The organism is Mesorhizobium sp. P2_H9, from assembly GCF_056403215.1.
Genome location: NZ_JBFUFX010000010.1, coordinates 40,341 through 60,739, shown reverse-complemented (window position 1 = coordinate 60,739; position 20,399 = coordinate 40,341). Strand labels below are relative to the sequence as shown.

24 protein-coding genes are annotated in these 20,399 nt (G+C 63.1%); 16 read left to right on the top strand and 8 right to left on the bottom strand.

Translation table 11 applies throughout. The annotated features are described in order from the left end of the window. Nucleotides 1–57 precede the first annotated feature (57 nt). Entirely contained in the window at nucleotides 58–2,391 is a 2,334-nt protein-coding gene (locus AC1DXN_RS19870) for a response regulator (RefSeq protein ID WP_477270749.1), read from the top strand. A 4-nt stretch (nucleotides 2,392–2,395) separates the two neighbouring features. On the opposite strand, the gene AC1DXN_RS19865 is transcribed toward AC1DXN_RS19870, so the two are convergent. From AC1DXN_RS19865 to AC1DXN_RS19850, 4 genes are all read right to left on the bottom strand, one after another. Further along, nucleotides 2,396–3,133: a class I SAM-dependent methyltransferase gene (locus tag AC1DXN_RS19865; RefSeq protein WP_477270747.1), complete on the bottom strand. Its 738-nt coding sequence runs from the start codon at nucleotides 3,131–3,133 to the stop codon at nucleotides 2,396–2,398. A gap of 85 nt (nucleotides 3,134–3,218) precedes the next feature. Beyond that, complete coding sequence (locus AC1DXN_RS19860) at nucleotides 3,219–4,028, bottom strand: transglycosylase SLT domain-containing protein (RefSeq protein WP_477246619.1); 810 nt, start codon at nucleotides 4,026–4,028, stop codon at nucleotides 3,219–3,221. A 202-nt stretch (nucleotides 4,029–4,230) separates the two neighbouring features. Next, entirely contained in the window at nucleotides 4,231–5,484 is a 1,254-nt protein-coding gene (gene ispG / locus AC1DXN_RS19855; protein ID WP_477270745.1) for a flavodoxin-dependent (E)-4-hydroxy-3-methylbut-2-enyl-diphosphate synthase, read from the bottom strand. A gap of 307 nt (nucleotides 5,485–5,791) precedes the next feature. Then, nucleotides 5,792–5,974 carry a YdcH family protein gene (locus AC1DXN_RS19850; protein WP_477246239.1) on the bottom strand — a complete coding sequence of 61 codons (183 nt, stop codon included), beginning with the start codon at nucleotides 5,972–5,974 and terminating at the stop codon, nucleotides 5,792–5,794. Between the two features lie 239 nt (nucleotides 5,975–6,213). Here AC1DXN_RS19850 and AC1DXN_RS19845 point away from each other — a divergent pair, with 239 nt between their 5' ends. After that, nucleotides 6,214–6,417, top strand: a complete 204-nt coding sequence (locus AC1DXN_RS19845; protein ID WP_477246237.1) for a YdcH family protein — start codon at nucleotides 6,214–6,216, stop codon at nucleotides 6,415–6,417. A gap of 33 nt (nucleotides 6,418–6,450) precedes the next feature. On the opposite strand, the gene AC1DXN_RS19840 is transcribed toward AC1DXN_RS19845, so the two are convergent. After that, nucleotides 6,451–7,287 carry an IclR family transcriptional regulator gene (locus AC1DXN_RS19840; RefSeq protein ID WP_477270743.1) on the bottom strand — a complete coding sequence of 279 codons (837 nt, stop codon included), beginning with the start codon at nucleotides 7,285–7,287 and terminating at the stop codon, nucleotides 6,451–6,453. 124 nt (nucleotides 7,288–7,411) lie between these two features. Between AC1DXN_RS19840 and AC1DXN_RS19835 the strand changes: the two genes are divergently transcribed. From AC1DXN_RS19835 to AC1DXN_RS19795, 9 genes are all read left to right on the top strand, one after another. Continuing rightward, nucleotides 7,412–8,293, top strand: a complete 882-nt coding sequence (locus AC1DXN_RS19835) for a transporter substrate-binding domain-containing protein (RefSeq protein WP_477246234.1) — start codon at nucleotides 7,412–7,414, stop codon at nucleotides 8,291–8,293. A gap of 86 nt (nucleotides 8,294–8,379) precedes the next feature. Next, on the top strand, nucleotides 8,380–9,045 hold the full coding sequence (locus AC1DXN_RS19830; protein ID WP_477246232.1) for an amino acid ABC transporter permease: 666 nt from the start codon (nucleotides 8,380–8,382) through the stop codon (nucleotides 9,043–9,045). 1 nt (nucleotide 9,046) lies between these two features. Further along, nucleotides 9,047–9,697, top strand: coding sequence for an amino acid ABC transporter permease (locus tag AC1DXN_RS19825; RefSeq protein WP_477246230.1), 651 nt, complete (start codon nucleotides 9,047–9,049; stop codon nucleotides 9,695–9,697). Between the two features lie 4 nt (nucleotides 9,698–9,701). Further along, on the top strand, nucleotides 9,702–10,496 hold the full coding sequence (locus tag AC1DXN_RS19820; RefSeq protein WP_477270741.1) for an amino acid ABC transporter ATP-binding protein: 795 nt from the start codon (nucleotides 9,702–9,704) through the stop codon (nucleotides 10,494–10,496). 35 nt (nucleotides 10,497–10,531) lie between these two features. Beyond that, a complete protein-coding gene (locus tag AC1DXN_RS19815; RefSeq protein ID WP_477270739.1) occupies nucleotides 10,532–10,993 on the top strand; it encodes a RidA family protein in 462 nt (153 codons plus the stop codon). A 24-nt stretch (nucleotides 10,994–11,017) separates the two neighbouring features. After that, complete coding sequence (locus tag AC1DXN_RS19810; RefSeq protein ID WP_477246225.1) at nucleotides 11,018–12,223, top strand: aminotransferase class V-fold PLP-dependent enzyme; 1,206 nt, start codon at nucleotides 11,018–11,020, stop codon at nucleotides 12,221–12,223. A 99-nt stretch (nucleotides 12,224–12,322) separates the two neighbouring features. Continuing rightward, on the top strand, nucleotides 12,323–12,676 hold the full coding sequence (locus AC1DXN_RS19805; RefSeq protein WP_477270737.1) for a cupin domain-containing protein: 354 nt from the start codon (nucleotides 12,323–12,325) through the stop codon (nucleotides 12,674–12,676). A 96-nt stretch (nucleotides 12,677–12,772) separates the two neighbouring features. Next, nucleotides 12,773–13,270, top strand: a complete 498-nt coding sequence (gene purE / locus AC1DXN_RS19800; RefSeq protein ID WP_477270735.1) for a 5-(carboxyamino)imidazole ribonucleotide mutase — start codon at nucleotides 12,773–12,775, stop codon at nucleotides 13,268–13,270. Further along, the gene (locus AC1DXN_RS19795) at nucleotides 13,267–14,343 is read left to right on the top strand and encodes a 5-(carboxyamino)imidazole ribonucleotide synthase (protein ID WP_477270733.1); all 1,077 of its coding nucleotides are present in this window, start codon (nucleotides 13,267–13,269) and stop codon (nucleotides 14,341–14,343) included. Before purE ends, AC1DXN_RS19795 begins: the two co-directional genes overlap by 4 nt. Nucleotides 14,344–14,349: 6 nt before the next feature. On the opposite strand, the gene AC1DXN_RS19790 is transcribed toward AC1DXN_RS19795, so the two are convergent. Further along, the gene (locus AC1DXN_RS19790) at nucleotides 14,350–14,799 is read right to left on the bottom strand and encodes a lysozyme inhibitor LprI family protein (protein ID WP_477270731.1); all 450 of its coding nucleotides are present in this window, start codon (nucleotides 14,797–14,799) and stop codon (nucleotides 14,350–14,352) included. Nucleotides 14,800–15,004: 205 nt separating this feature from the next. On the opposite strand from AC1DXN_RS19790, the gene ykgO reads away from it, so the two are divergent. The 3 genes from ykgO to AC1DXN_RS19775 all read left to right on the top strand — a co-directional run bounded on the left by ykgO (nucleotide 15,005) and on the right by AC1DXN_RS19775 (nucleotide 17,065). After that, on the top strand, nucleotides 15,005–15,130 hold the full coding sequence (gene ykgO / locus AC1DXN_RS19785) for a type B 50S ribosomal protein L36 (protein ID WP_006327841.1): 126 nt from the start codon (nucleotides 15,005–15,007) through the stop codon (nucleotides 15,128–15,130). 113 nt (nucleotides 15,131–15,243) lie between these two features. Continuing rightward, nucleotides 15,244–15,825, top strand: coding sequence for a tetratricopeptide repeat protein (locus AC1DXN_RS19780; protein ID WP_477270729.1), 582 nt, complete (start codon nucleotides 15,244–15,246; stop codon nucleotides 15,823–15,825). Nucleotides 15,826–15,997: 172 nt separating this feature from the next. Beyond that, entirely contained in the window at nucleotides 15,998–17,065 is a 1,068-nt protein-coding gene (locus tag AC1DXN_RS19775) for an alpha/beta fold hydrolase (protein ID WP_477270727.1), read from the top strand. Here the strand turns inward: AC1DXN_RS19775 and pyk are convergent. After that, nucleotides 17,062–18,498: a pyruvate kinase gene (gene pyk / locus AC1DXN_RS19770; RefSeq protein WP_477246212.1), complete on the bottom strand. Its 1,437-nt coding sequence runs from the start codon at nucleotides 18,496–18,498 to the stop codon at nucleotides 17,062–17,064. The two genes, AC1DXN_RS19775 and pyk, sit on opposite strands and share 4 nt — an antisense overlap. Further along, entirely contained in the window at nucleotides 18,495–18,941 is a 447-nt protein-coding gene (locus AC1DXN_RS19765) for a DUF1036 domain-containing protein (protein WP_477421644.1), read from the bottom strand. The genes pyk and AC1DXN_RS19765 overlap by 4 nt, the downstream gene beginning before the upstream one ends. A gap of 288 nt (nucleotides 18,942–19,229) precedes the next feature. On the opposite strand from AC1DXN_RS19765, the gene AC1DXN_RS19760 reads away from it, so the two are divergent. Continuing rightward, a complete protein-coding gene (locus AC1DXN_RS19760) occupies nucleotides 19,230–20,027 on the top strand; it encodes an N-formylglutamate amidohydrolase (RefSeq protein ID WP_477270725.1) in 798 nt (265 codons plus the stop codon). A gap of 11 nt (nucleotides 20,028–20,038) precedes the next feature. Next, nucleotides 20,039–20,347: a DUF1244 domain-containing protein gene (locus AC1DXN_RS19755; protein ID WP_477270723.1), complete on the top strand. Its 309-nt coding sequence runs from the start codon at nucleotides 20,039–20,041 to the stop codon at nucleotides 20,345–20,347. Nucleotides 20,348–20,399 lie beyond the last annotated feature (52 nt).

Sequence of the window (20,399 nt, the reverse complement as noted above, 5' to 3'; positions counted from 1 at the left end):
ATGTAAATGAAGCGTAATCCCGGCGATTAAAATGATGCGTATGTGTTGGGGTTGCGCATGCCGGAATATTCTTTCTTCATTCGCTCGATCCGCATCCGCTATCTCTCGGGATTGCTGATCTTTGCGCTGGCTTCCGCTGCCGTGATGTTTGCGCTCAACCGCGTAAACTCCTTCCGTCACGACATCGATGCGCTGAGCAGCAACCTCGTCATCTTCACCCGCGATCTGCGCAACGCCACCAGCTTCGCCGAGACGACCGGCACCGCCTGGCGGGCGGAAACGCGCGATGGTCTCGCCGCATCGGCGCGCGGCCATTCCGAACGCCTGACCGGCGAGATCGAAACGCTGACCGCCCAGATTGCCGCGATCAAGCCGCGCCTCTCCAGCAAAACCGTCAACGAACTCGAATCCGCCTCCGTCAACGGCGATCTGTTCTGGTCGACACGCGACATGGTGCGCAACTTCAACCTGATGTCGGTGGCGCAGAAGGCCGATGAATGGAGCTATCGCGAGATCCGCAACCAGAACGATCTGTTTGCCCAGCCGATGCTGGTCCGCGTTCGCACCGCCATGGACGACGAGCGCCATCTGGCTGATGCCTCCGGCGACCGGTTGCTGTTGTGGGCGAGCGGGCTTTTGTTCGCCGTGCTTGCCGTCTCTGCCCTGTGGATTTTCCGGCCGATGGAAAAGGCGATCCGCCGCGCCTTCGCCGAATCCGCCGAATCCCTGTTCAAGGCCGAGGCCGCCGATCGCGCCAAATCGGAATTTCTGGCCAATATGAGCCATGAGATCCGCACGCCGATGAACGGCGTGCTGGGCATGGCCGAGCTGCTCGCCAAGACCGAACTGACCCCGCGCCAGAAGACCTTCACCGATGTCATCGTCAAATCCGGCAATGCGCTGCTCACCATCATCAACGACATCCTCGATTTCTCGAAGATCAACGCCGGCCAGCTGACGCTCGACCCGGCCCCTTTCCGCCTTGCTGAAGCGGTCGAGGATGTCGCCACCCTGGTGTCGGCGCGCGTAGCCGAGAAGAACCTCGAGCTGATCGTGCGTGTCGACCCGCGCCTGCCGGCCTTTGTCGTCGGCGACGCCGGACGGTTCCGGCAGATCGTCACCAATCTGCTCGGCAATGCGGTGAAGTTCACCGAAAAGGGCCATGTGCTGATCGATGTCGGCGGCGAAATCGTCGCCGGCCTGGTCCAGCTCAAAGTGCGCGTCGAAGACACCGGCATCGGCATTCCGGCCGAGAAGCTGCAGAACGTGTTCGAAAAATTCGCTCAGGTCGACGGCTCGTCGACGCGCCGCCATGAAGGCACTGGCCTCGGCCTCGCCATCGCCGCCCGCCTCGTCGATCTGATGGGCGGCAAGATCGGCGTCGAAAGCGAGATCGGCCGTGGCTCTGTCTTCTGGTTCGCCGTGCCGGTGCCCTCGCATCAACAGGATGCACGCGACGAGATCGTGCCGGTCGACGTCACCGGCGCCCGCGTGCTGGTCATCGACGACAATCCGGTCAACCGCGAGATCCTGCTCGAGCAGCTGCGAAGCTGGAGCTTCGACTGCGCGGCCGCCGAAAGCGGCGCCGTCGGCTTGGCCTTCCTCGATCGCGCCAACCAGTTGGGCGCCGCGGTCGACTGCATCATCCTCGACTACCAGATGCCCGGCATGAACGGCGCCGATGTCGCCAGAGCCATTGCCTCGGACAGCCGCCTGTCCGCCATTCCGGTCGTGCTGCTAACCTCGGTCGACCAGATCGATTTCGGCAGGATGGTCATCGATTTCGGCATCGCCGCGCATCTGACCAAGCCGGCCCGCTCGGCCATCCTGCTCGGCACCGTCATATCGGTCATCCAGAGGGCCCGCGCCCAGGTCGGCAAGGCACAGTTCGTTCGCGAACCGGTCATCCCCCAGGTAGCGCCGCCTGCCTTTACCGTCATCCGCGGGCCGGCAATGCCGGCATCGGTCGCACCGGAATCGACCGCCACGCCGAACGGACCCATCGATATCCTCATTGCCGAGGACAATGACGTGAACCAGCTGGTCTTCGGCCAGATCCTCAACGGTCTCGGCCTGAGCTACCGCATCGCCGGCAACGGCCGCACGGCGGTCGAGATGTATCGAGCGCTTCGCCCCAAGCTGGTGCTGATGGACGTCTCCATGCCGGAGATGAACGGCTACGAGGCGACCCGCGCCATCAGGGCGATCGAGGCCACGACTGGCAGCCACACACCGATCATCGGCGTCACCGCGCACGCGCTGAAGGGCGATCGCGACAAATGCATCGAAGCCGGCATGGACGATTATCTGCCCAAGCCGGTTTCGCCCGATCGCCTCGGCAGCAAGATCGGCACCTGGCTCAGCGAGACGGTGGTGGCGAAGACGGCATAGCCCGTCAGCGCAGCCGGCCGATCGGGATGATCTCCGGCGATGTCGGACCATAGGGCTCGCCAAGCCAGCTGCCGAGCCATTTCTCGACGGTCAGGCCCGCCTCATCGATCAAACCGGCAAGTTCTTCCTTTGCCGGGAACGCGATTCTCGATTCGGCGCTCAGAATCTCTTTGCGGCCCAAAATGTCATATTGGGTCGAATAGGTGACGACGCCGGTGGTGGCATCGCGCCGGACATCGTTCCATGCCTTGATCGTGCCCAGTCCGACATGATCCAGCATCCGGTGCGATCGTTCTGGCGTCCATTCCAGCCATTCCTCGACCGCGGGATTGCGCGTGTCGAAGATGAAGCGGCCGCCGGGAACAAGATGCGCCGCGATGGTGCCAATCACCGCCTCGCGATCTCCCATCGTGAGAAACACCTGGAACGCATGCCCGGTCAAAAGCACCAGGTCGAAGCGCCGTCCGAGCCGTACATTTCGCGCATCGGCCTCGACCCAGTCGACGCTGTCGCCACCCGCTCTGCGGCGCGCAATATCGAGCATTGCCGAGGCGGGATCGACGCCGGTGACGCTGCGCCCATCGGCAAGTGCCGCGGCCAGTTGCCCGGTGCCGCAGCCGAGATCGAGAACCGAGCGAGCACCTTGGGCGAAGCGGACGCAATAGTCGAAATCAACGCCGCGCTCGTTTTCGATGTCGTAGAACTGGACGAGGTCGGGGTCGCTGTAGAGGCGGTCGGTCATGGCAACCTATAGCTGGAATCTTTGCCGGCACTGCCGACGCCGGAGGATAATTTTAGCGGTCATCTGCAACGCGCCTTCGGAAGCTCTACCGATTGCGCACAACAATACACGCACCGCCGATGCTCTGCAGTTTCTGGCAGATGACGTTGGCGGCGGCGCGATCGTCGACGCCGATGCGAACCGCATAGATGCCGCGCCGGCCGATCGGCGTGCGCACCCGGCTGACGACAGGATCATGGCCGCCAAGCAGAGCCGGAAACCGGCTCCTGACCCTGATCCATTGATTGATCGCCGCCCCGCGGCGGAAATTGCCGGCGACCTGGACGCCCCACGGCTTGATGTTGATCGACGCCATCGCCACGGTCGAGGACATGATCACCGGCAGCTTGCGGCAGGCGACGGCGAAGGGGGCTTTCTTGTCGAGCGGCTGGATGGTGCCGGCATAAGCGGTGTCGGTGAACTTGTCGGCCGGCTCGCCCATAATGTCGAAGACATAGCTCTCGGTCTCCATCGGCAGAAAGCCGCCGGTATCAAGCCAGCGCGACACCCGGCTCTCACCGGCATTGTAGGCGGCAGCCGCCAGGCCGAGATTGCCGAAACCGGTTTTCATTTCAGCGAGGTATTTCGCCGAAGCCGGGATCGCCTGAGCAATGTCGAAGGAATTGGCGAGGCCACGCATCTTGGCGGTGCCCGGCATGAACTGGGCAATGCCCTCGGCGCCAACTGGGCTGACCGCGTTCGGATCGAAGCGGCTCTCCTTCCAGATCAGCCGGGCGAAGAAGTCCCTTGGCAGGCCGTTCTGGTCGGCCTGGGTCTCGATCAGGTCGCAGACCCGGCCGATCAATCTTTTGGCGGCGGATTGCGGTGGATCGGCCTGAGCCCCGTTGCTCCCCAGAAGCCAGATAGAAACCAAGGAAACAATAAGCGCGAGGACGTGCGCCAAACGCTGAGCCCGTGTTGAAAATCGCTCCGGTGAGCCAGATGATGGTGGCTTCGGGGTCGCCCTCGCGACGCGCGGAGCGGACATTCGGTCCGTGAGCACCGGAAGCGCAGAAGACGCCTTCAGGTGGCCGCCGGAGTGAATTTTCGGCATGGGCTCATTCCGCTGCGGCCTTGCCGTGCTGTCCAAACCGCTGCTCGATGTAATCGGCAACCATCTTCTCGAAGTCGGCGGCGATCGACGGGCCGCGCAGCGTCGCTGCCTTCTTGCCGTCGACGAATACCGGCGCCGTCGGCGTCTCGCCGGTGCCGGGCAGCGAAATGCCGATATCGGCGTGCTTGGATTCGCCGGGGCCGTTGACGATGCAGCCCATCACCGCGACCTTGAGGTTTTCGACGCCTGGGTATTTTTCGCGCCACGCAGGCATGTTCTTGCGCAAATCGGCCTGGATGTTCTGCGCCAGTTCCTGGAACACGGTCGAGGTCGTGCGGCCGCAGCCGGGACAGGCGGCAACGATCGGCACGAACTGCCTGAAACCCATGGTCTGCAAAAGCTCCTGCGACACCTGCACCTCGCGCGTGCGGTCGCCATTCGGCTCCGGCGTCAGCGAGATACGGATGGTATCGCCAATACCTTGCTGCAAAAGGATGCCCATGGCGGCCGACGAGGCGACGATGCCTTTCGAGCCCATGCCGGCCTCGGTCAGGCCAAGATGCAGCGCGTGGTTGGAGCGGGTGGCGAGCTCGGTGTAGACGGCGATCAAATCCTGCACGCCACTGACCTTGGCCGACAGGATGATTTTTTCGCGGCCGAGGCCGATCTCTTCGGCCATCTCCGCCGACAGGATCGCCGACTGCACGATCGCTTCGCGCGTGACTTCCTGCGCGGTCAGCGGAAAACCCTTAGCCTGGTTGTCGTCCATCAGCCGGGTCAGCAACTCCTGGTCGAGCGAGCCCCAATTGACGCCGATGCGCACCGGCTTGTCGTGTTTGATCGCCATCTCGACAATCGCCGCGAACTGCCGGTCCTTCTTGTCCTTGAAGCCGACATTGCCCGGATTGATGCGATATTTGGCCAGCGCTTCTGCGCAGGCCGGATGGTCGGCCAGGAGCTTGTGGCCGATATAGTGAAAATCGCCGACCAGCGGCACGTTGATGCCGAGCCGCTGCAAGCGATCGCGAATGGCCGGCACGGCGGCCGCGCTCTCGTCACGATCGACGGTGATGCGCACGATCTCGGAGCCGGCGCGATGCAGCGCCGCAACTTGCGCGACCGTCTGGTCGATATCGGCGGTGTCGGTGTTGGTCATCGACTGCACGACGACCGGTGCACCGCCGCCGACGATCACACCGCCGACATCGACGCCGACCGATGTCCGGCGCGGGAAGGGAGAAGAGAAATATCCGGTCATGGCCGGCCGCCTTTTATCTCTGGAGCGACGTGCGTCCACGTCGACGCCAAAGACGCTCCAACAGTTGTCCGCGCATCGCGCCGAGGTCCGGGCATGAGGTGGAGGAGCAAAGATGGCTTGTCAATGGCGACAGGTCGCCACTGGGCGATCAAATCGCTCACGCAATCATGGCAGGAACCGCATTGCGGGGCGCAGCCAGAAGCATCGATTTTGGAAATTTGCTGCCAAACACAACCGCTTCCGGCGACAGCACCTGCCGCCGGCAAGACAATTCACCGCGTGAAGCGGCTATCTCAGCTGTGGAGCGTCAATGTGTCGTCGGTTTCGTCGCTTTCAGTTTTTCAATCTCGTCCTTGAGTGCCAGCTTGCGCCGCTTGAGATTCACGATTTCGAGGTCGTCGACCGATGGATGGTTCATTGCATCATCGATTTCGCGTTCGATGTCGCCGTGTTTCCGCTGCAACTCATCAAGATGGGAAGCAAGAGACATGATTGGTTCTCCCTTTCATGGTTTTCCTCGATTGCAGCCGCCAAGGCGTCCACCGCAGGCTCGCTTCTGTGACGGCACGGTGACAGTCTGCCACCATCCGGCATTGATGTCGAATGCTGCGTGGTAGCATTCCACGACAATGTGAAATGTGATATGGGCTGCGCGCCGGCTAGCAAAATGATGCCGGTCCCGCCCAATCAGGCCCATTTTGGGCGCCGCAGACGTGCAGACGGTAGATAATGTCCGACCAGGAACAGGCTGATGTCCGCCTCGAATATTCTCGGCTGAAGCAAGAACACGCCGATTTCGATGCGGCCATCAATGCGATGATCGCCATGGGCTGTGATCCCCTTCAGATCCAGCGCATGAAGAAGAAGAAGCTGTTCCTGAAGGACCGGCTGATGGCGCTGGAAGACAAGATCATCCCAGACATCATTGCCTGAACGGCGCTTGCCGGCTGCGCCCGAACAAGGGGGCTATCCGGCGATCGAAAGCTTCCTTGCGCGTTCACGCAACAGGGTGATGAGCTCGCCGGTCTTCTCCTTTGAGGTATCGATCGGAACCACCAGGCACATCGTCGCCTCGACCTTGCCGGACACCGAAAGCACAGGCGCGGCCAGGCATTTGGTGTAGGCGTCAACGAGGCCTGACGTGACGCAATAGCCTGTGGTCTCGGCGACGGCGATATCGGCGATAAAATCGTCCAGCTTCAGCTTGCGGCCATCCGGCAGCACGAGGTCGTCTTCGGACACCATGCCTTCGATCACGGCTCGCTCAAAACCTGCCAGCAGCAGCCGCCCCGAAGCGGTCCAGGGCAGCGGTATCTGCAGGCCTGTCGCCGAGCTGATGCGGAACGGCCTGGTGCCCGGGCTTGAATGGACGATCGTGTAACGGCCGCTTTGCAGCATGCACAGTTCAGAGGTCTCGCCGGTCTCGCGCGACAGATTGTCGACCTCCTGGCGCCCTCGCCTGAGCAGGTCGTTGCCCCTCACATAATCCATTCCGTAGAGATAAAGCTTCTTGCCGAAATAGACGCGATTACCGTCGCCGGCCAATTCCAGCAGGCCGGCATCGACCAGCGAGCGCACCAGCGTATAGGTCGTCGAGCGCGGCGCGTTCACGCCCTTGGCGAGGTCGCCGATACCGATGGCGCGCTGGGTCGTGTGCAGGAACTGCAGAATCTGCAGCACCCGGGTGAGGCCCTTCTCGCGGGAGCCTGAAACCGCCACATCGCCCGGATAGGGCTGGGCGGCATCCCTGTCTTCGTCCTGACCGATATCCGAAACGGCTGCCAAGCCATTGCCATCTTGCATTGTCGATTCCTCGTGTTAATATCTGTCTTGTATAGGATACATGTGTCTTTTGTAAGAGACAAATCGCGAAATCAACAGACGCATGTGTCTGAAAAAGGGGAATACACACGAAAAGGAGGTCGCAGTGAACGACACATCCAAGAGACGTGATTTTCTGAAACTGGGAATGGCCGGGCTGGCAACGGCCGGCGTGATGAGCGCGGCAACCGCGGTCGATGTCAAGAAAGCGGCTGCCCAGGCAGCACCCGACAGCCTCCTGCGCACCGTTCTCGATCGCGGCAAGGTGATCGTCGGCACCGGTAGCACCAACGCACCCTGGCATTTTGAGAACGATGCCGGCGAACTCGTCGGCATGGACATCACCATGGGGCACATTCTCGCCAAGGGGCTTTTTGACGACCCGACCAAGGTCGAGTTCGTCATGCAGGACCCGGCGCAGCGGATTCCGAATGTCACCACCAACAAGGTCGACATCACCATCCAGTTCATGACCATGACCGCCCAACGCTCGCAGTTGATCAATTTTTCCCGGCCCTACTATGTCGAGGGCGTCGCGCTGCTGACGCTTCCGACCGCCGAGAACAAGACATTCGACAAGCTGCTCGCCGGCGGTTCGGCGACACGGATTTCCATCCTGCAGAACGTCGATGCCGAGCAGAATGTCCATCTCGTCCTGCCACAGTCGCAGGTGATGCAGATCGACACACAGGCCAACGTGCTGCAGGCACTGGAATCGAAGCGCGTCGACGCTGCCGCCGTCGATCTCTCGACGGTCCGCTGGCTCGCCTCGCGCAATCCCGACAAGTACTTCGATGCCGGCAAGAGCTGGTTCTCGATGCTCTATGGAGCCGCACTCCGGCAGGGCGATCTCGACTGGCTGACCTTCGTCAACACGACCTTCGCGACCGCAATGTTCGGTCATGAAACGGCGCTCTACGACGCGGCATTCAAGGACTATTTCGGGCTGGAGCCGCCGGCGCGGCATCCCGGTTTTCCGGTCATCTGACAAAAGCCGGCGGAGGGGCAAGCAAACGCCCTTCCGCCTCCTTCTCCTCGACAGCGTGATGCCATGCTGGATATTGAGGCAGACGCATGGGCTATGCCCTCAACTTCAACCTGATCTGGCGGCATTTCGACAAGCTCTGGGGCGGATTGCTGCTCAGTCTCGAACTCGCCGTCATCTCGATCGCGATCGGCATCGTCATCGGGCTCGTTCTGGCGGTCTGGTACGTTTCGGCCGGGCGCATCGTACGGTCGATCATCGCCGCCTATGTCGAATTCATCCGCAACGTGCCGCTGATCCTGCTGGTCTATCTGGTCTTCTATGGCCTGCCGACGGTCATCGATCTCGCCTACAACGCCCAGACCTCGTTCGTCGCCACGCTGTCGCTCTATAGCGGTGCCTATCTGGTCGAGGTGTTCCGCTCAGGACTCGAAGCCGTGCCGCGCGGACAGCTCGACGCCGGCAAGGCGATCGGCCTGACGCCCTGGCAAAGGCTGCTGCATGTGCGCCTGCCGACGATGCTGCGCATAACCTTGCCGGCGCTTTCCAACACCTTCATATCGCTGTTCAAGGACACGTCGATCGCGTCGGTCATTTCGGTGCCCGAACTCACCTACGGCGCGCAATGGATCAACTTCAACACCTTCCGCATCGTCGAGGTCTACCTTGTCACAACGGCGATGTACCTGTTGACCGGCTACGCACTGCTGTTCGCGTTGCGCCTCGTCGAGCGCCGGTTCAGGGCGGCACGCTGACATGCTCACCCAGATCCTCTACGCTCTGCCGTTCCTCGCCCAGGGCTTCGCCCTGACCTTGTGGGTGTCGCTGCTGGTCGTCGTCTTTTCACTTGGGGCCGGCGTGGCGATGGGCGTCGGCCTTGTCTACGGTCCAGCACCCTTACGCTGGGCGGTGCGTATCTTCAGCGACACCATCCGCGGCATTCCGATCCTGGTGCTGATCTTCTTCGTCTACTACGGCCTGCCTGCAGTCGGCATCCATCTGGAGTCCTTCTGGGCTGCCGTGCTGGCGCTCACCCTGTTCAAGACGGCGCAAGTCATCGAATATCTCCGAGGCGCGGTCGGCTCCATCCCGAAGGGGCAATCCGAAGCGGCGATGGCGATCGGGCTGACCTTTCGCCAACGTCTCACCTACGTCATCTTTCCGCAGGCCTTCAGGCGCTTCCTGCCGCCCTGGATCAATGGCGTCACCGATGCGGTCAAGGGCAGCGCCCTAGTCTCGCTGCTCGGCATCACCGACCTGATGCAGGCGATCAACCAGGTCATCGGCCGCACCTATGAGGCGATGCCGCTCTATATCCTCGGCGCGCTCATCTATTTCGCCGTCAATTACGCGCTTTCGCTCGCCAGCCGGCGGCTCGAGCGGCGTTTCTCCTTCATTCGGGAATAGCATGATGTCCGACGCCACAAACGCCAGCCCCGCTCTGCTTGAAGTCCGCGATGTCTCCAAGGCCTTCGGTTCCGTCGCGGTGCTGCGCTCCGTCAGCCTTGAGGTGACGCGCGGCGAGGTGGTGACCGTCATCGGCCCTTCCGGCAGCGGCAAGACCACGCTGCTGCGCTGCGTCAACTTCCTCGAAAGCTATGACAGCGGCTCGATCCGCATCGACGGCAAGGAAGTCGGCTATCGCGAGACGGGAACACGCCAGCGCCGCAGCGAACGTGATCTCGCCGCCATGCGCGCCGAGACCGGCATGGTGTTCCAGAGCTTCAACCTGTTTCCGCATCTGACGGCAGCCGGCAACATCATGCTTGGCCTGCGCAAGGTGCGGGGAAAAAGCGAAGCCGAGGCGCGTTCCATTGCCGAACATTGGCTCGGCCGGGTCGGCCTCGCCCACAAGGCCGACAGCCTGCCGGCCGAGCTTTCCGGCGGCCAGCAGCAGCGCGTCGGCATTGCCCGCGCCGTGGCGATGGAGCCAAAAATCCTGCTGCTCGATGAGATCACTTCGGCGCTCGATCCCGAACTCGTCGGCGAGGTGCTCGAAGTCGTGCGCAGCCTGGCCGAGGACGGCATGACGATGCTGATGGTCACGCACGAAATGGCCTTTGCCCGCGACGCCTCGAGCCGCATCGTCTTCATGGCCGATGGCGGCGTCAGCGCCGTAGGCCCGCCTGCCGAAATCCTGGCCGAGGGGTTCGAGAACGAACGTCTTCGCAGCTTCCTGGCGCGGTTCCGCGCCTCGCATTTTTGACATCGGCAGCGCAAGCTGTTGCAAGGAGCCCTTTTATGACGCCTTACATCCGGCTCGCCGAACTGGGCCTGACGCTGCCCAAGCCGCCGACACCGATCGCCAATTTCGTCACCCATGCCGAGAGCGGACGGCTGATCTTCCTTTCCGGCCAGGGGCCGTTGCGCGCCGATGGCACGCTTTGCACCGGTAAGGTCGGCGACGACGTCACGGTGGAAGAAGCCTATGGCCATGCCCGTCTCACCGGCTTGAACCTGCTCGCCGTCATGCACGCCGCGGCCGGCGATCTCGGCCGCATTGTGCGCATCGTCAAGCTGCTTGGCTTCGTCAATGCCGTCCCGACGTTCAGCGACCACCCTAAGGTGGTCAATGGCTGCTCCGATCTTTTCGCCGCTGTTTTCGATACTATCGGTGGCCACGCCCGCTCGGCGATCGGCGTCGGCTCGCTGCCGGGCAACATCACAGTCGAAATCGAGGCGGTCGTCGAGATCGCCGCCTGACTTTTTGGAAATGGATCTGCCGAGATGAAAACCTATTCCGCTAACGGCTCCAACACCACGATCCGCGAACGGCTCGGCCTGCGACCGATCATCAACGTCTCCGGCACGATGACGACGCTCGGCGCCTCGATCATCGTCCCGGAAGCGATCAGCGCGATGGCGGAAATCGCCTCGCAATGGGTGGAGATGGACGACCTGCAACGTGCCGCAAGCACGGTCATTGCCCGCCTCACCGGCGGCGAGGCCGGCTTCATCACCGCATGCTGTGCCAGCGGCATCACCATGGCCATCGCCGGGGCAATGACCGGCACCAATTTGCTGGCGATCGAACGGTTGCCCGACGATACCGAAGGGCTGAAGTCCGAAGTCGTCATCCAGCTTGGCCATATCGTCAATTACGGCGCGCCCATCGACCAGTCAGTACGGGTGGCCGGCGCCAAGGTGATACCTGCCGGCACGGTCAGCGTGACGCAGGATTATCACGTGCGCGAGGCGATCAACGAGCGCACGGCGGCGGCACTCTACGTCGTTGCCCACCACACGGTGCAGTATGGCATGCTGTCGCTCGAGGAATTCTGCGAGATCTGCCACGCCAAGGGCGTGCCGGTGATCGTAGACGCCGCCTCGGAATACGATTTGCGCAGATTCCTCGCGCGCGGCGCCGATATCGTCGTCTACAGCGGCCACAAATTCCTCTCAGGACCGACCAGCGGCATCGTCACCGGGCGCAAGGATCTGGTGCGCACCGCCTATCTGCAGAACCGAGGCGTGGCCCGCGCCATGAAGGTCGGCAAGGAAAGCATTGCCGGCACCATGGCGGCTCTGGAAGCCTGGGAAAAACGCGACCATGCCGGCATCCGCCAGCGCGAGGACGCAGCGCTGCGTCTTTGGAAAGACGCACTGCAAGGGCTGCCCGGCATCGCCGCGATCATCATTCCCGATCCGACAGCCAACCCGCTCGACCGGCTGCAGATCTTTGTCTCACCCGAGAGCCGCTTCAGCGCCGCCGGCCTTGCCTCGGCGCTTGCCGCGGGCTCGCCGCCGATCATCGTCCGCAACCACGAGGTCGAGCGCGGCCACTTCTTCCTCGACCCCTGCAATCTGCACCCCGGCGAGGCGGAGATCGTCGCCGAAAGGCTGCGCGCGGTGTTGAGCGCAGCTGACCGTCCCAAGGACGCCATGAAGTCCCCCCGCAAGGAGTCTTCCGGCGCCTTGCGCTGGCCGGACTAAACTGGCCGGCTGGACCGGTTGGAGGCATCGCATCCGCGTTGCCCGCGCCGGGTGCATCGGCTATCACGCGGCAGCCAATGCCGGCAACGGAGCCTGACCATGACAAACAAGACCATCCTCAAATTCGGCGCCGTCGACAATGCCGAGGCCGGCGATCTCGCGGGCTGGGTCGTGGTCGAGGGCAAGCCGACCATGAAGACCGCCGTCCAGCACACCACCGCCGACGGCAAGGTTCTCTCAGGCACATGGCAGGCGACGCCTGGCACCTGGCACGCGACCTACAGTGACTATGAGTTCGTGCACATGATCGCCGGCCGCATCATCATCACCCCCGATGGCGGCACGCCCGTCGAAGTCGGCCCCGGCGATGCTTTCGTGGTCGAAGCCGATTTCAAGGGCACATGGAAAATCATCGAGCCGGTGACCAAGCACTTCGTCGTCAAGGTCGACTGATCCCGCAACCCCTTTGTCTCGGCCGGCAAGTGCTTGTTCCTTGCGGCTTTGCGCGAATTCCGCTAATGCGCGCCTTTGCCGCCGGGGAGCAAAAGCTTGAACGATCACCGCGCCGACGTCGCCATCATCATGGGCAGCCAGTCCGATTGGGCGACGATGCGCCATGCCGCCGAAACGCTGGAGGCGCTGGGCATCCCGCATCATCGGCTGATCATCTCGGCCCATCGCACGCCCGACCGGCTGTATGACTTCGCCAAGGGCGCCAAGGCGGCCGGCTACAAGGTGATCATTGCCGGTGCCGGCGGTGCTGCCCATCTGCCGGGCATGACCGCGGCGATGACGCCATTGCCGGTGTTCGGCGTTCCAGTGGAATCGAAGGCGCTGTCCGGAAAGGACTCGCTGCTCTCCATCGTCCAGATGCCAGCCGGCATTCCGGTCGGCACGCTGGCCATCGGCAAGGCCGGTGCCGCCAACGCCGCCCTGCTGGCCGCGGCTGTGCTGGCGCTCTACGACGACAAGCTCGCCACCCGGCTCGATGCCTGGCGTGCCGCGCAGACCGCCAAGGTCGCCGCCGAACCGACGGACGCGCCGTGAGCCTGCCGGCGGGGTCGACCATCGGCATCATCGGCGGCGGCCAGCTCGGCCGTATGCTGGCCATGGCAGCGGCTCGCCTCGGCTACCGCACGGTGGTGCTGGAGCCGCAAGCGGATTGTCCGGCGGCACAGGTCGCCAACCGGCAGATCACAGCCGCCTATGACGATGCAACCGCTCTGGCAGAACTGGCAGCGGTGAGCGCCGTCGTCACCTACGAATTCGAAAACGTTCCGGTCGCGGCCGCCAGCGCACTTGCCGCAACGGTTCCGGTTTACCCGCCGGCGCGCGCGCTGGAGGTGGCACAGGACCGTGTCGCCGAGAAAAAATTCCTCAACGGCATCGGCATCCCCACCGCTGATTTCTGCCCGGTCGACAATGACGACGAACTGACGGTGGCATTGAGGAAATTCGACGGCAGCGGCATCCTGAAGACGCGGCGCATGGGCTATGACGGCAAGGGCCAGCGCGTCTTCCGCAACATGGAAGCGGGCGGCTTTGCCGGCACCTGCGAGGCGATGGGCAGCGTACCGCTGATCCTCGAGGCCTTCGTCGCCTTCGAGCGCGAGATTTCAGTGATCGCAGCGCGTGGGCTGGACGGCGCTGTCGCCGCCTATGATCCAGCCGAGAATGTCCACCGCCACGGCATCCTGCACAGCTCGACCTTGCCAGCTGGGGTAAAACTTGAGACGGCCACGGCGGCGCAAGCGGCGGCGGCAAAGATACTCGCGGCGCTCGACTATATCGGCGTCATCGGCGTCGAGTTTTTCGTTCTCGCCGACGGCTCGCTGCTGGCCAATGAAATTGCGCCGCGCGTCCACAATTCCGGCCATTGGACGGAAGCCGCCTGCGTCGTCTCGCAGTTCGAGCAGCATATCCGCGCCGTCGCCGGCCTGCCGCTCGGCAACCCCGGCCGGCATTCGGACTGCGTCATGGAAAACCTTATCGGCGACGATATCTTGCGCGTTCCCGCCCTGCTCGCCGAGCCCGATCTGATGCTGCATCTCTACGGCAAGGCCGAGGCGCGCCCCGGCCGCAAGATGGGCCATTTCACCCGGATCAGCCGCCGCGGCTAAACCATCTTATTGGATGTCGCCCTCGTCCTCGTCGGGGCTGGCGCAGCTCGCATCGCCGTCGTCGCAATTCGTAGCGGCGGTAAGCTGATTGATGCGGTCGTTGGTCAACCGTGTCAGGCATGCCGAAACCTCCATCGGATGGATGGAGCCGTCTTCACTGCCCGCAGTGGCGTATTGGCACTCCGCGTCGCGAAAGACGATCCAGGCGCGTTGCGCGCTCTGCAGCAGGTTCCCGGTGTTGGCGTCACTTCCGCTGACGAGGTTCTGGTAGGTCTCGTTGAGCTTCGCATCGGCCGCGCTGAAATCTTCGCTGGCACAGATGGTCATCATCTGCTGGCTGTCGTCGCTGCGGTCGCAATCTTCCGCACGCGCGGCCGACGCCAGGACGACAAGACAGGCGGTCAGAAAAATTCGGCGCATGATGGTCCCCAAATCACTTCGCGGCTTCGGCATCATTCCAGCCGGGCCCAGACGGCGCAATGCCTCAAGGCGCCGATGGTAGATATTTGATGGTGCGATGCATTCGCGTCGTCTATGAGCACGCTTGCGGTTGACACGGACAAGGCTCCTCGTTTATGAGCCACGCACAAGTTCAAGGCGCGCTTTCCGAGCGCGCCTTAATAATTCGGCCCGGGATGGGCCCAGACCGACGGGCAAGACCATGAAGATCAAGAATTCGCTCAAGGCGCTGAAGGCGCGTCACCGCGACAACCAGCTGGTTCGCCGCAAGGGCCGCGTCTACATCATCAACAAGACCGCTCCGCGCTACAAGGCGCGCCAGGGCTGAGTTTTCGGCCGGAGGCTCTCTGCCTCCGCCCGCATGATGTTTATTGCTGGCTTGCCGGCCCTTTCACGCTAATTTCAGTTTGACGATCCGCCGTCCGGGGTTAGATTCCGGCGATGCGGATTCTTTTTGCATTTCTAACCGCCCTTTTCCTCTCCAGCGCCGTCTTGCCCGCCTGGGCGGACGACCCGGTCGATCCTCCGGTTGCCGAGACCAAGGCAGCCAGGCTCGACCAGCTGTTCGCCGACCTGAAGCGCGAACGCAACGAAAAGGCCGCCGAGCGCATTGCCGGGCACATCTGGGGCGAATGGTTCCAATCCGGCAGCGCGTCGATTGACCTGATGATGCTGTGGTCGCAAAAGGCGATCGAGAACCAGAAATTCGACGTCGCGCTCGATTTCCTCGATCAGGTGGTGACCTTGCAGCCAACCTACGCCGAAGGCTGGAACCGGCGCGCCACCGTGCACTACATGATGAAGAATTTTGGAAAGTCGATGTCCGACATCGACCACACGCTGCAGTTGGAACCACGCCATTTCGGCGCGCTTTCGGGCCTGGCGCAGATCATGGCGGCGACCGGCCACAAGCAATCGGCGCTTGAAGCCTGGCAGAAGGTGCTGGGCATCTATCCGATGATGCGCAGCGCCCAGGATCAGGTCGCCACGCTTTCAGAAGAGCTTGCCGGCGAAGGCATCTGATAGGGGAGTAAGGGAATATGGGAGTAGGGGAATAAGGAAGTAGAGATTGCACTGGGAACACATGCCCCCTACTCCCCTACTCCCCTACTCCCCTACTCCCCTACTCCCCTACTCCCCTACTCCCCTACTCCCCTACTCCAGAACTAATTCCACTCCGGCCCGTATTTCCCCCATGAACCTGATCTACGCCGCGCTCGCATTCCTCATGGCGCTTGTCCTTACGCTTGTCGGGGTTACCCGTGCCGGCTCTTGGCTGATCGAACGCCGTAATCCGCCAGGCGGCGAATTCGTCGACATCGATGGCGCCCGCATCCATTATGTCCATGTTCCGGCGCCGGAAAATGCCGAGCTGCCGCCGATCATCTTCATCCATGGCGCCAGTGCCAATCTCAGGGATCAGATGCTGCCGCTGCGGCCCTTGCTCGAGGGTCGCGCCGAAATGGTTTTCTTCGACCGCCCGGGCTTTGGCTGGTCCGGGCGCGGCGCGGGCAACAACGAGACCCCGTCGGCGCAGGCCAACACCGTCGCGGCATTGATGGACCATCTCGGCATCAGGCAAGCTATCATCGTCGGCCATTCCTTCGGCGGCGCCGTGACAACAGCCTTTGGCCGCGAACACCAGGACAGGACACTCGGCCTCGTCTTCATCTCGCCCGTCAGCCATCCCTGGCCGGGCGGCGCGACCTCCTGGTATTACAATCTGACGACCCTTCCGGTTGTCGGCTGGCTGTTTTCCGAAACGCTGACCTATCCGGCTGGAACGCTGCAGATGGACGACGCGACCACCTGCGTCTTTTCCCCTAACAAGGTGCCGGCCAGCTATGTCGAGCGGGCTTCGATCCCGTTGGTGCTCAGGCCCAAGGCCTTCCGCGCCAACGCCACCGATGTCGCCGGGCTCTATCGCTATGCGCTTGCCGCCTCGCCACACTACCGCGAGATCACCGCGCCGACCGTGGTTATCTCAGGCGATCGCGACAAGGTGGTCTACGCCACGATCCATTCGGTCGGTCTGGTGCGTGACATCCCCGGCGCCGAACTGGTCTGGGTCCACAATCTCGGCCACAAGCCCGACTGGATCGCGCCCGATCTGGTCGTCGGCGCGATCGAAAAGGTGGCCGGCAAGGACATCGACCTGCAGGCGATGGCCAAGACCGTGGAAGCACGGATCGCCGGCGATGCAGATGGCGCCGGCAAATGCGCCGACCTCAAAGTGCCTGAGGCCGAACTCGCGCCGACCTAGTGGCCGGCGTGCGAGTCCGAGCCGATATAGGCGATGCGCAGCATGTTGGTCGAACCGGGCGTGCGCAACGGCACACCGGCCGTGATGATGACGCGGTCGCCGGGCTTGCCGAACCCTTCCTCGAGAGCGATGCGGCAGGCGCGGTCGACCATGTCGTCGAGGTCGCTGGCATCGGGCGAGACCACGCAATGCGTGCCCCACAGCAGTGACAGCCGTCGCGCCGTGTTGAGGATCGGCGACAGCGCCACGATCGGCACCTGCGGCCGCTCACGCGCGGCGCGCAGGCCGGTGGTGCCTGACGCCGTGTAGGTGATGATCGCCGACAGTTTCAGCGTCTCGGCGATTTCGCGGGCGGCAAGCGAGATGGCGTCGGCGCCGGTCGCTTCCGGCTCCGAGCGCTGCGCGTTGATGATGCCGGCATAGGTGGGATCGGTTTCGACCTTGGTGGCGATGCGGTCCATCATCGCCACCGCTTCGACCGGATAGGCGCCGGCGGCGGATTCAGCCGAGAGCATGACGGCGTCGGCACCTTCGAACACGGCGATCGATACGTCGGAGACTTCGGCGCGGGTCGGCACGGGTGCTGTGATCATCGATTCCAGCATCTGCGTGGCGACAACCACCGGCTTGCCGGCGCGGCGCGCCGCACGCGTGATCTGCTTCTGGATGCCGGGCACGGCTTCGAGCGGCATCTCGACGCCGAGATCGCCGCGCGCGACCATCAGCGCGTCCGAGAGTTCGATGATCTCGGCCAGCCGGGCGACCGCCTGCGGCTTTTCGATCTTGGCCATGATCAGCGCCCGGCCGCGCGCGATCTTGCGCGCCTCGGCCAGATCCTCTGGCCGCTGCACGAACGACAGCGCCACCCAGTCGACACCGGTCGCCAGCACCGCATCAAGGTCCTTGCGGTCCTTGTCGGTCAGCGCCCCGACCGGCAGATCGGTGTCGGGCAGGCTGACGCCCTTCTTGTCGGAAATGGTGGTGCCGGCAATGACGGTGCAGACGATGGCCTTGCCGTCGCTCTTTACCGCCTTCAATTCGAGCTTGCCGTCATCGATCAACAGGCGATGGCCGGCCTCGACCGAGCTCAGGATTTCGGGATGCGGCAGATAGACCCTTGTCGACGTGCCGGGTTCCGGATTGTTGTCGAGCGTGAAGGTCTGGCCGACGGTCAGCACCTCCTTGCCGTTGGCGAACTTGCCGACGCGCAATTTGGGTCCCTGCAGGTCGGCGAGGATGCCGATCGGACGGCCGACCGCTTCCTCGACCGTGCGGATGCGGCCGACAAGCGTGCGCATCAGATCGTGATCGGTGTGGCTCATATTGATGCGGAACACATCGGCGCCGGCTTCGAAAAGCTTCTTCAGCATCTCCTCGGACGAGGAGGCCGGACCGATGGTGGCGAGGATCTTGACCTTGCGGCTACGTCTCATTGACTGTTTGTTCCCGGGGCGGGTGGGGCGCCTCCCGTTGCGGGCTCATCGGTCAGCTGGACCATCCAGCTTGCCTGTTCACCCGTGTCATATTCCTGGAATCCGGCGCGCTGGAAGCCCCGGGCGACGCAATCGGTTACGCCGGCGATCTTGAACTCTTTTTCGGCCACGCACATGTTGATCGGACCGTCCCAGCGCCCGCCGCGCTCGGCGTCTTCTGCATAAAGATAGTAAAACCTTGATGACAGCGGCCCTTCGATCAGTGTCTTGCAGCTCGATCCTTCGATGTGCCACCAGCCCTCGGTGATCCAGCCGGCCTTGGCGCGGTAGCCGATGCCGACGCCGACCAGGTTCTGCGTGGCGTTGCAGACGCGGAAGTCGGCGCGGGCGGGCGAGGCCGCAACCATCGCCGACAAGCCAACCGTGAGGACCAGGAGCGGCATGGCGAAGGCGGTGCGCATGCGCGGCCTGCCGGCGGAACCCATCCTGAAACCCCTCAACAACCACATGTGCATCTCTCAACGCCCCTTTTCGGAAAAGTCCGGGCGCATGTCAACGCGCCGTTCTGTCCAATTCCAATCGATTTAGAAACGCCCCCGGCGCGCGGTCTGCCGCCTTTTGTCGGATTTTCGCAGAAACCGTGGCCAAACAACGGCATTGCGCCAGCGTCCTCTTCGTGGAATGACGATACCACCCTCCCCGGAAGCCAGCGAACAGACCATTTCCAGCCAATGACCCGATCCACAGTTTTCGCGCCTTTCGATATCGTCGAAGGCGACCGCAAGCGCGGCATCGTGCTGCTGGCCGACCACGCCCGGCGCGACCTGCCCGAGGAGTATGGCAGCCTCGGCCTGCCCTCGGCGGAGTTCGAGCGTCACATCGCCTATGACATCGGCGTTGAAGCCGTGACGCGTGAATTGGCGGCGCTGCTCGGCGTGCCGGCGCTGATCGCCAATTTTTCGCGACTGCTGATCGACCCCAATCGCGGCGAGGACGACCCGACGCTGATTCGGCAGCTCTATGACGGCACCGTCGTGCCGGGGAACTATCCCATCGCTGCCGAAGAGCGGGAACGGCGGCTGGACCGCTTCTACCGGCCCTACCATGACGCGGTCGGCGCCATGATCGCCTCGGTAGCGCAGGCCTCCGCGAAGGCGCCTTTCATCTTCTCGGTGCATTCCTTCACGCCGGTCATGCAGAGCATCGAACGACCCTGGCACGTCGGCATATTGTGGGACCTCGACGACCGTGTGGCGCGGCCGCTGATCGACATGCTGGCCGAGGACAAAACCCTCATCGTCGGCGACAACGAACCTTATGACGGCGCTCTGCGTGGCGACACCATGTTCAAGCATGCCATCGTCAACGGGTTTGCCCATGTGCTGATCGAGATCCGCCAGGACCTGATATCAGATCAGAAGGGCGCGCTCGCCTGGGCCGAACGGCTGGCGCCGATCGTTGACGCGATCGATCGTCGTCCCGATATACACCAGGTGAAAATCTTCGGCTCGCGCACCGGGCCGCTGTAAGGAGGTTTATGATGACCGAACTCAGCGACGAGCAGCAACGCGATTTCGAAGCCGCCGCCTTCCGCCGGCTGCTGGCGCATCTGCGCGAGCGCAGCGACGTGCAGAACATCGATTTGATGAACCTCGCTGGCTTCTGCCGCAACTGCCTGTCCAACTGGTATCGCGATGCAGCGGGGGCCGAGGGCGTCGATCTCAGCAAGGATCAATCGCGGGAAATCGTCTACGGCATGCCCTATGCCGAATGGCGGGCGCTCAACCAGCTTGACGCCTCCGACGCCAAGAAGGCCGAATTCGAGGCGCGGCGGCCCAAGGATCACTGACCCCAGCTTGGCCTAAGCTTTCGGCAACCAGCGCTTGACTGAAAATTGAATC

What these genes read in the sequence shown, in the direction of transcription:
- AC1DXN_RS19790 (WP_477270731.1), bottom strand. Translation starts at nt 14,799, where the DNA reads ATGATGCCGAAGCCGCGAAGTGATTTGGGGACCATCATGCGCCGAATT.
- AC1DXN_RS19820 (WP_477270741.1), top strand. Translation starts at nt 9,702, where the DNA reads ATGTCCGACGCCACAAACGCCAGCCCCGCTCTGCTTGAAGTCCGCGAT.
- AC1DXN_RS19775 (WP_477270727.1), top strand. Translation starts at nt 15,998, where the DNA reads ATGAACCTGATCTACGCCGCGCTCGCATTCCTCATGGCGCTTGTCCTT.
- AC1DXN_RS19765 (WP_477421644.1), bottom strand. Translation starts at nt 18,941, where the DNA reads ATGCCGCTCCTGGTCCTCACGGTTGGCTTGTCGGCGATGGTTGCGGCC.
- AC1DXN_RS19810 (WP_477246225.1), top strand. Translation starts at nt 11,018, where the DNA reads ATGAAAACCTATTCCGCTAACGGCTCCAACACCACGATCCGCGAACGG.
- pyk (WP_477246212.1), bottom strand. Translation starts at nt 18,498, where the DNA reads ATGAGACGTAGCCGCAAGGTCAAGATCCTCGCCACCATCGGTCCGGCC.
- AC1DXN_RS19825 (WP_477246230.1), top strand. Translation starts at nt 9,047, where the DNA reads ATGCTCACCCAGATCCTCTACGCTCTGCCGTTCCTCGCCCAGGGCTTC.
- AC1DXN_RS19865 (WP_477270747.1), bottom strand. Translation starts at nt 3,133, where the DNA reads ATGACCGACCGCCTCTACAGCGACCCCGACCTCGTCCAGTTCTACGAC.
- AC1DXN_RS19780 (WP_477270729.1), top strand. Translation starts at nt 15,244, where the DNA reads ATGCGGATTCTTTTTGCATTTCTAACCGCCCTTTTCCTCTCCAGCGCC.
- AC1DXN_RS19845 (WP_477246237.1), top strand. Translation starts at nt 6,214, where the DNA reads ATGTCCGACCAGGAACAGGCTGATGTCCGCCTCGAATATTCTCGGCTG.
- AC1DXN_RS19870 (WP_477270749.1), top strand. Translation starts at nt 58, where the DNA reads ATGCCGGAATATTCTTTCTTCATTCGCTCGATCCGCATCCGCTATCTC.
- ykgO (WP_006327841.1), top strand. Translation starts at nt 15,005, where the DNA reads ATGAAGATCAAGAATTCGCTCAAGGCGCTGAAGGCGCGTCACCGCGAC.
- AC1DXN_RS19815 (WP_477270739.1), top strand. Translation starts at nt 10,532, where the DNA reads ATGACGCCTTACATCCGGCTCGCCGAACTGGGCCTGACGCTGCCCAAG.
- ispG (WP_477270745.1), bottom strand. Translation starts at nt 5,484, where the DNA reads ATGACCGGATATTTCTCTTCTCCCTTCCCGCGCCGGACATCGGTCGGC.
- AC1DXN_RS19805 (WP_477270737.1), top strand. Translation starts at nt 12,323, where the DNA reads ATGACAAACAAGACCATCCTCAAATTCGGCGCCGTCGACAATGCCGAG.
- AC1DXN_RS19850 (WP_477246239.1), bottom strand. Translation starts at nt 5,974, where the DNA reads ATGTCTCTTGCTTCCCATCTTGATGAGTTGCAGCGGAAACACGGCGAC.
- AC1DXN_RS19830 (WP_477246232.1), top strand. Translation starts at nt 8,380, where the DNA reads ATGGGCTATGCCCTCAACTTCAACCTGATCTGGCGGCATTTCGACAAG.
- AC1DXN_RS19760 (WP_477270725.1), top strand. Translation starts at nt 19,230, where the DNA reads ATGACCCGATCCACAGTTTTCGCGCCTTTCGATATCGTCGAAGGCGAC.
- AC1DXN_RS19840 (WP_477270743.1), bottom strand. Translation starts at nt 7,287, where the DNA reads ATGCAAGATGGCAATGGCTTGGCAGCCGTTTCGGATATCGGTCAGGAC.
- AC1DXN_RS19755 (WP_477270723.1), top strand. Translation starts at nt 20,039, where the DNA reads ATGACCGAACTCAGCGACGAGCAGCAACGCGATTTCGAAGCCGCCGCC.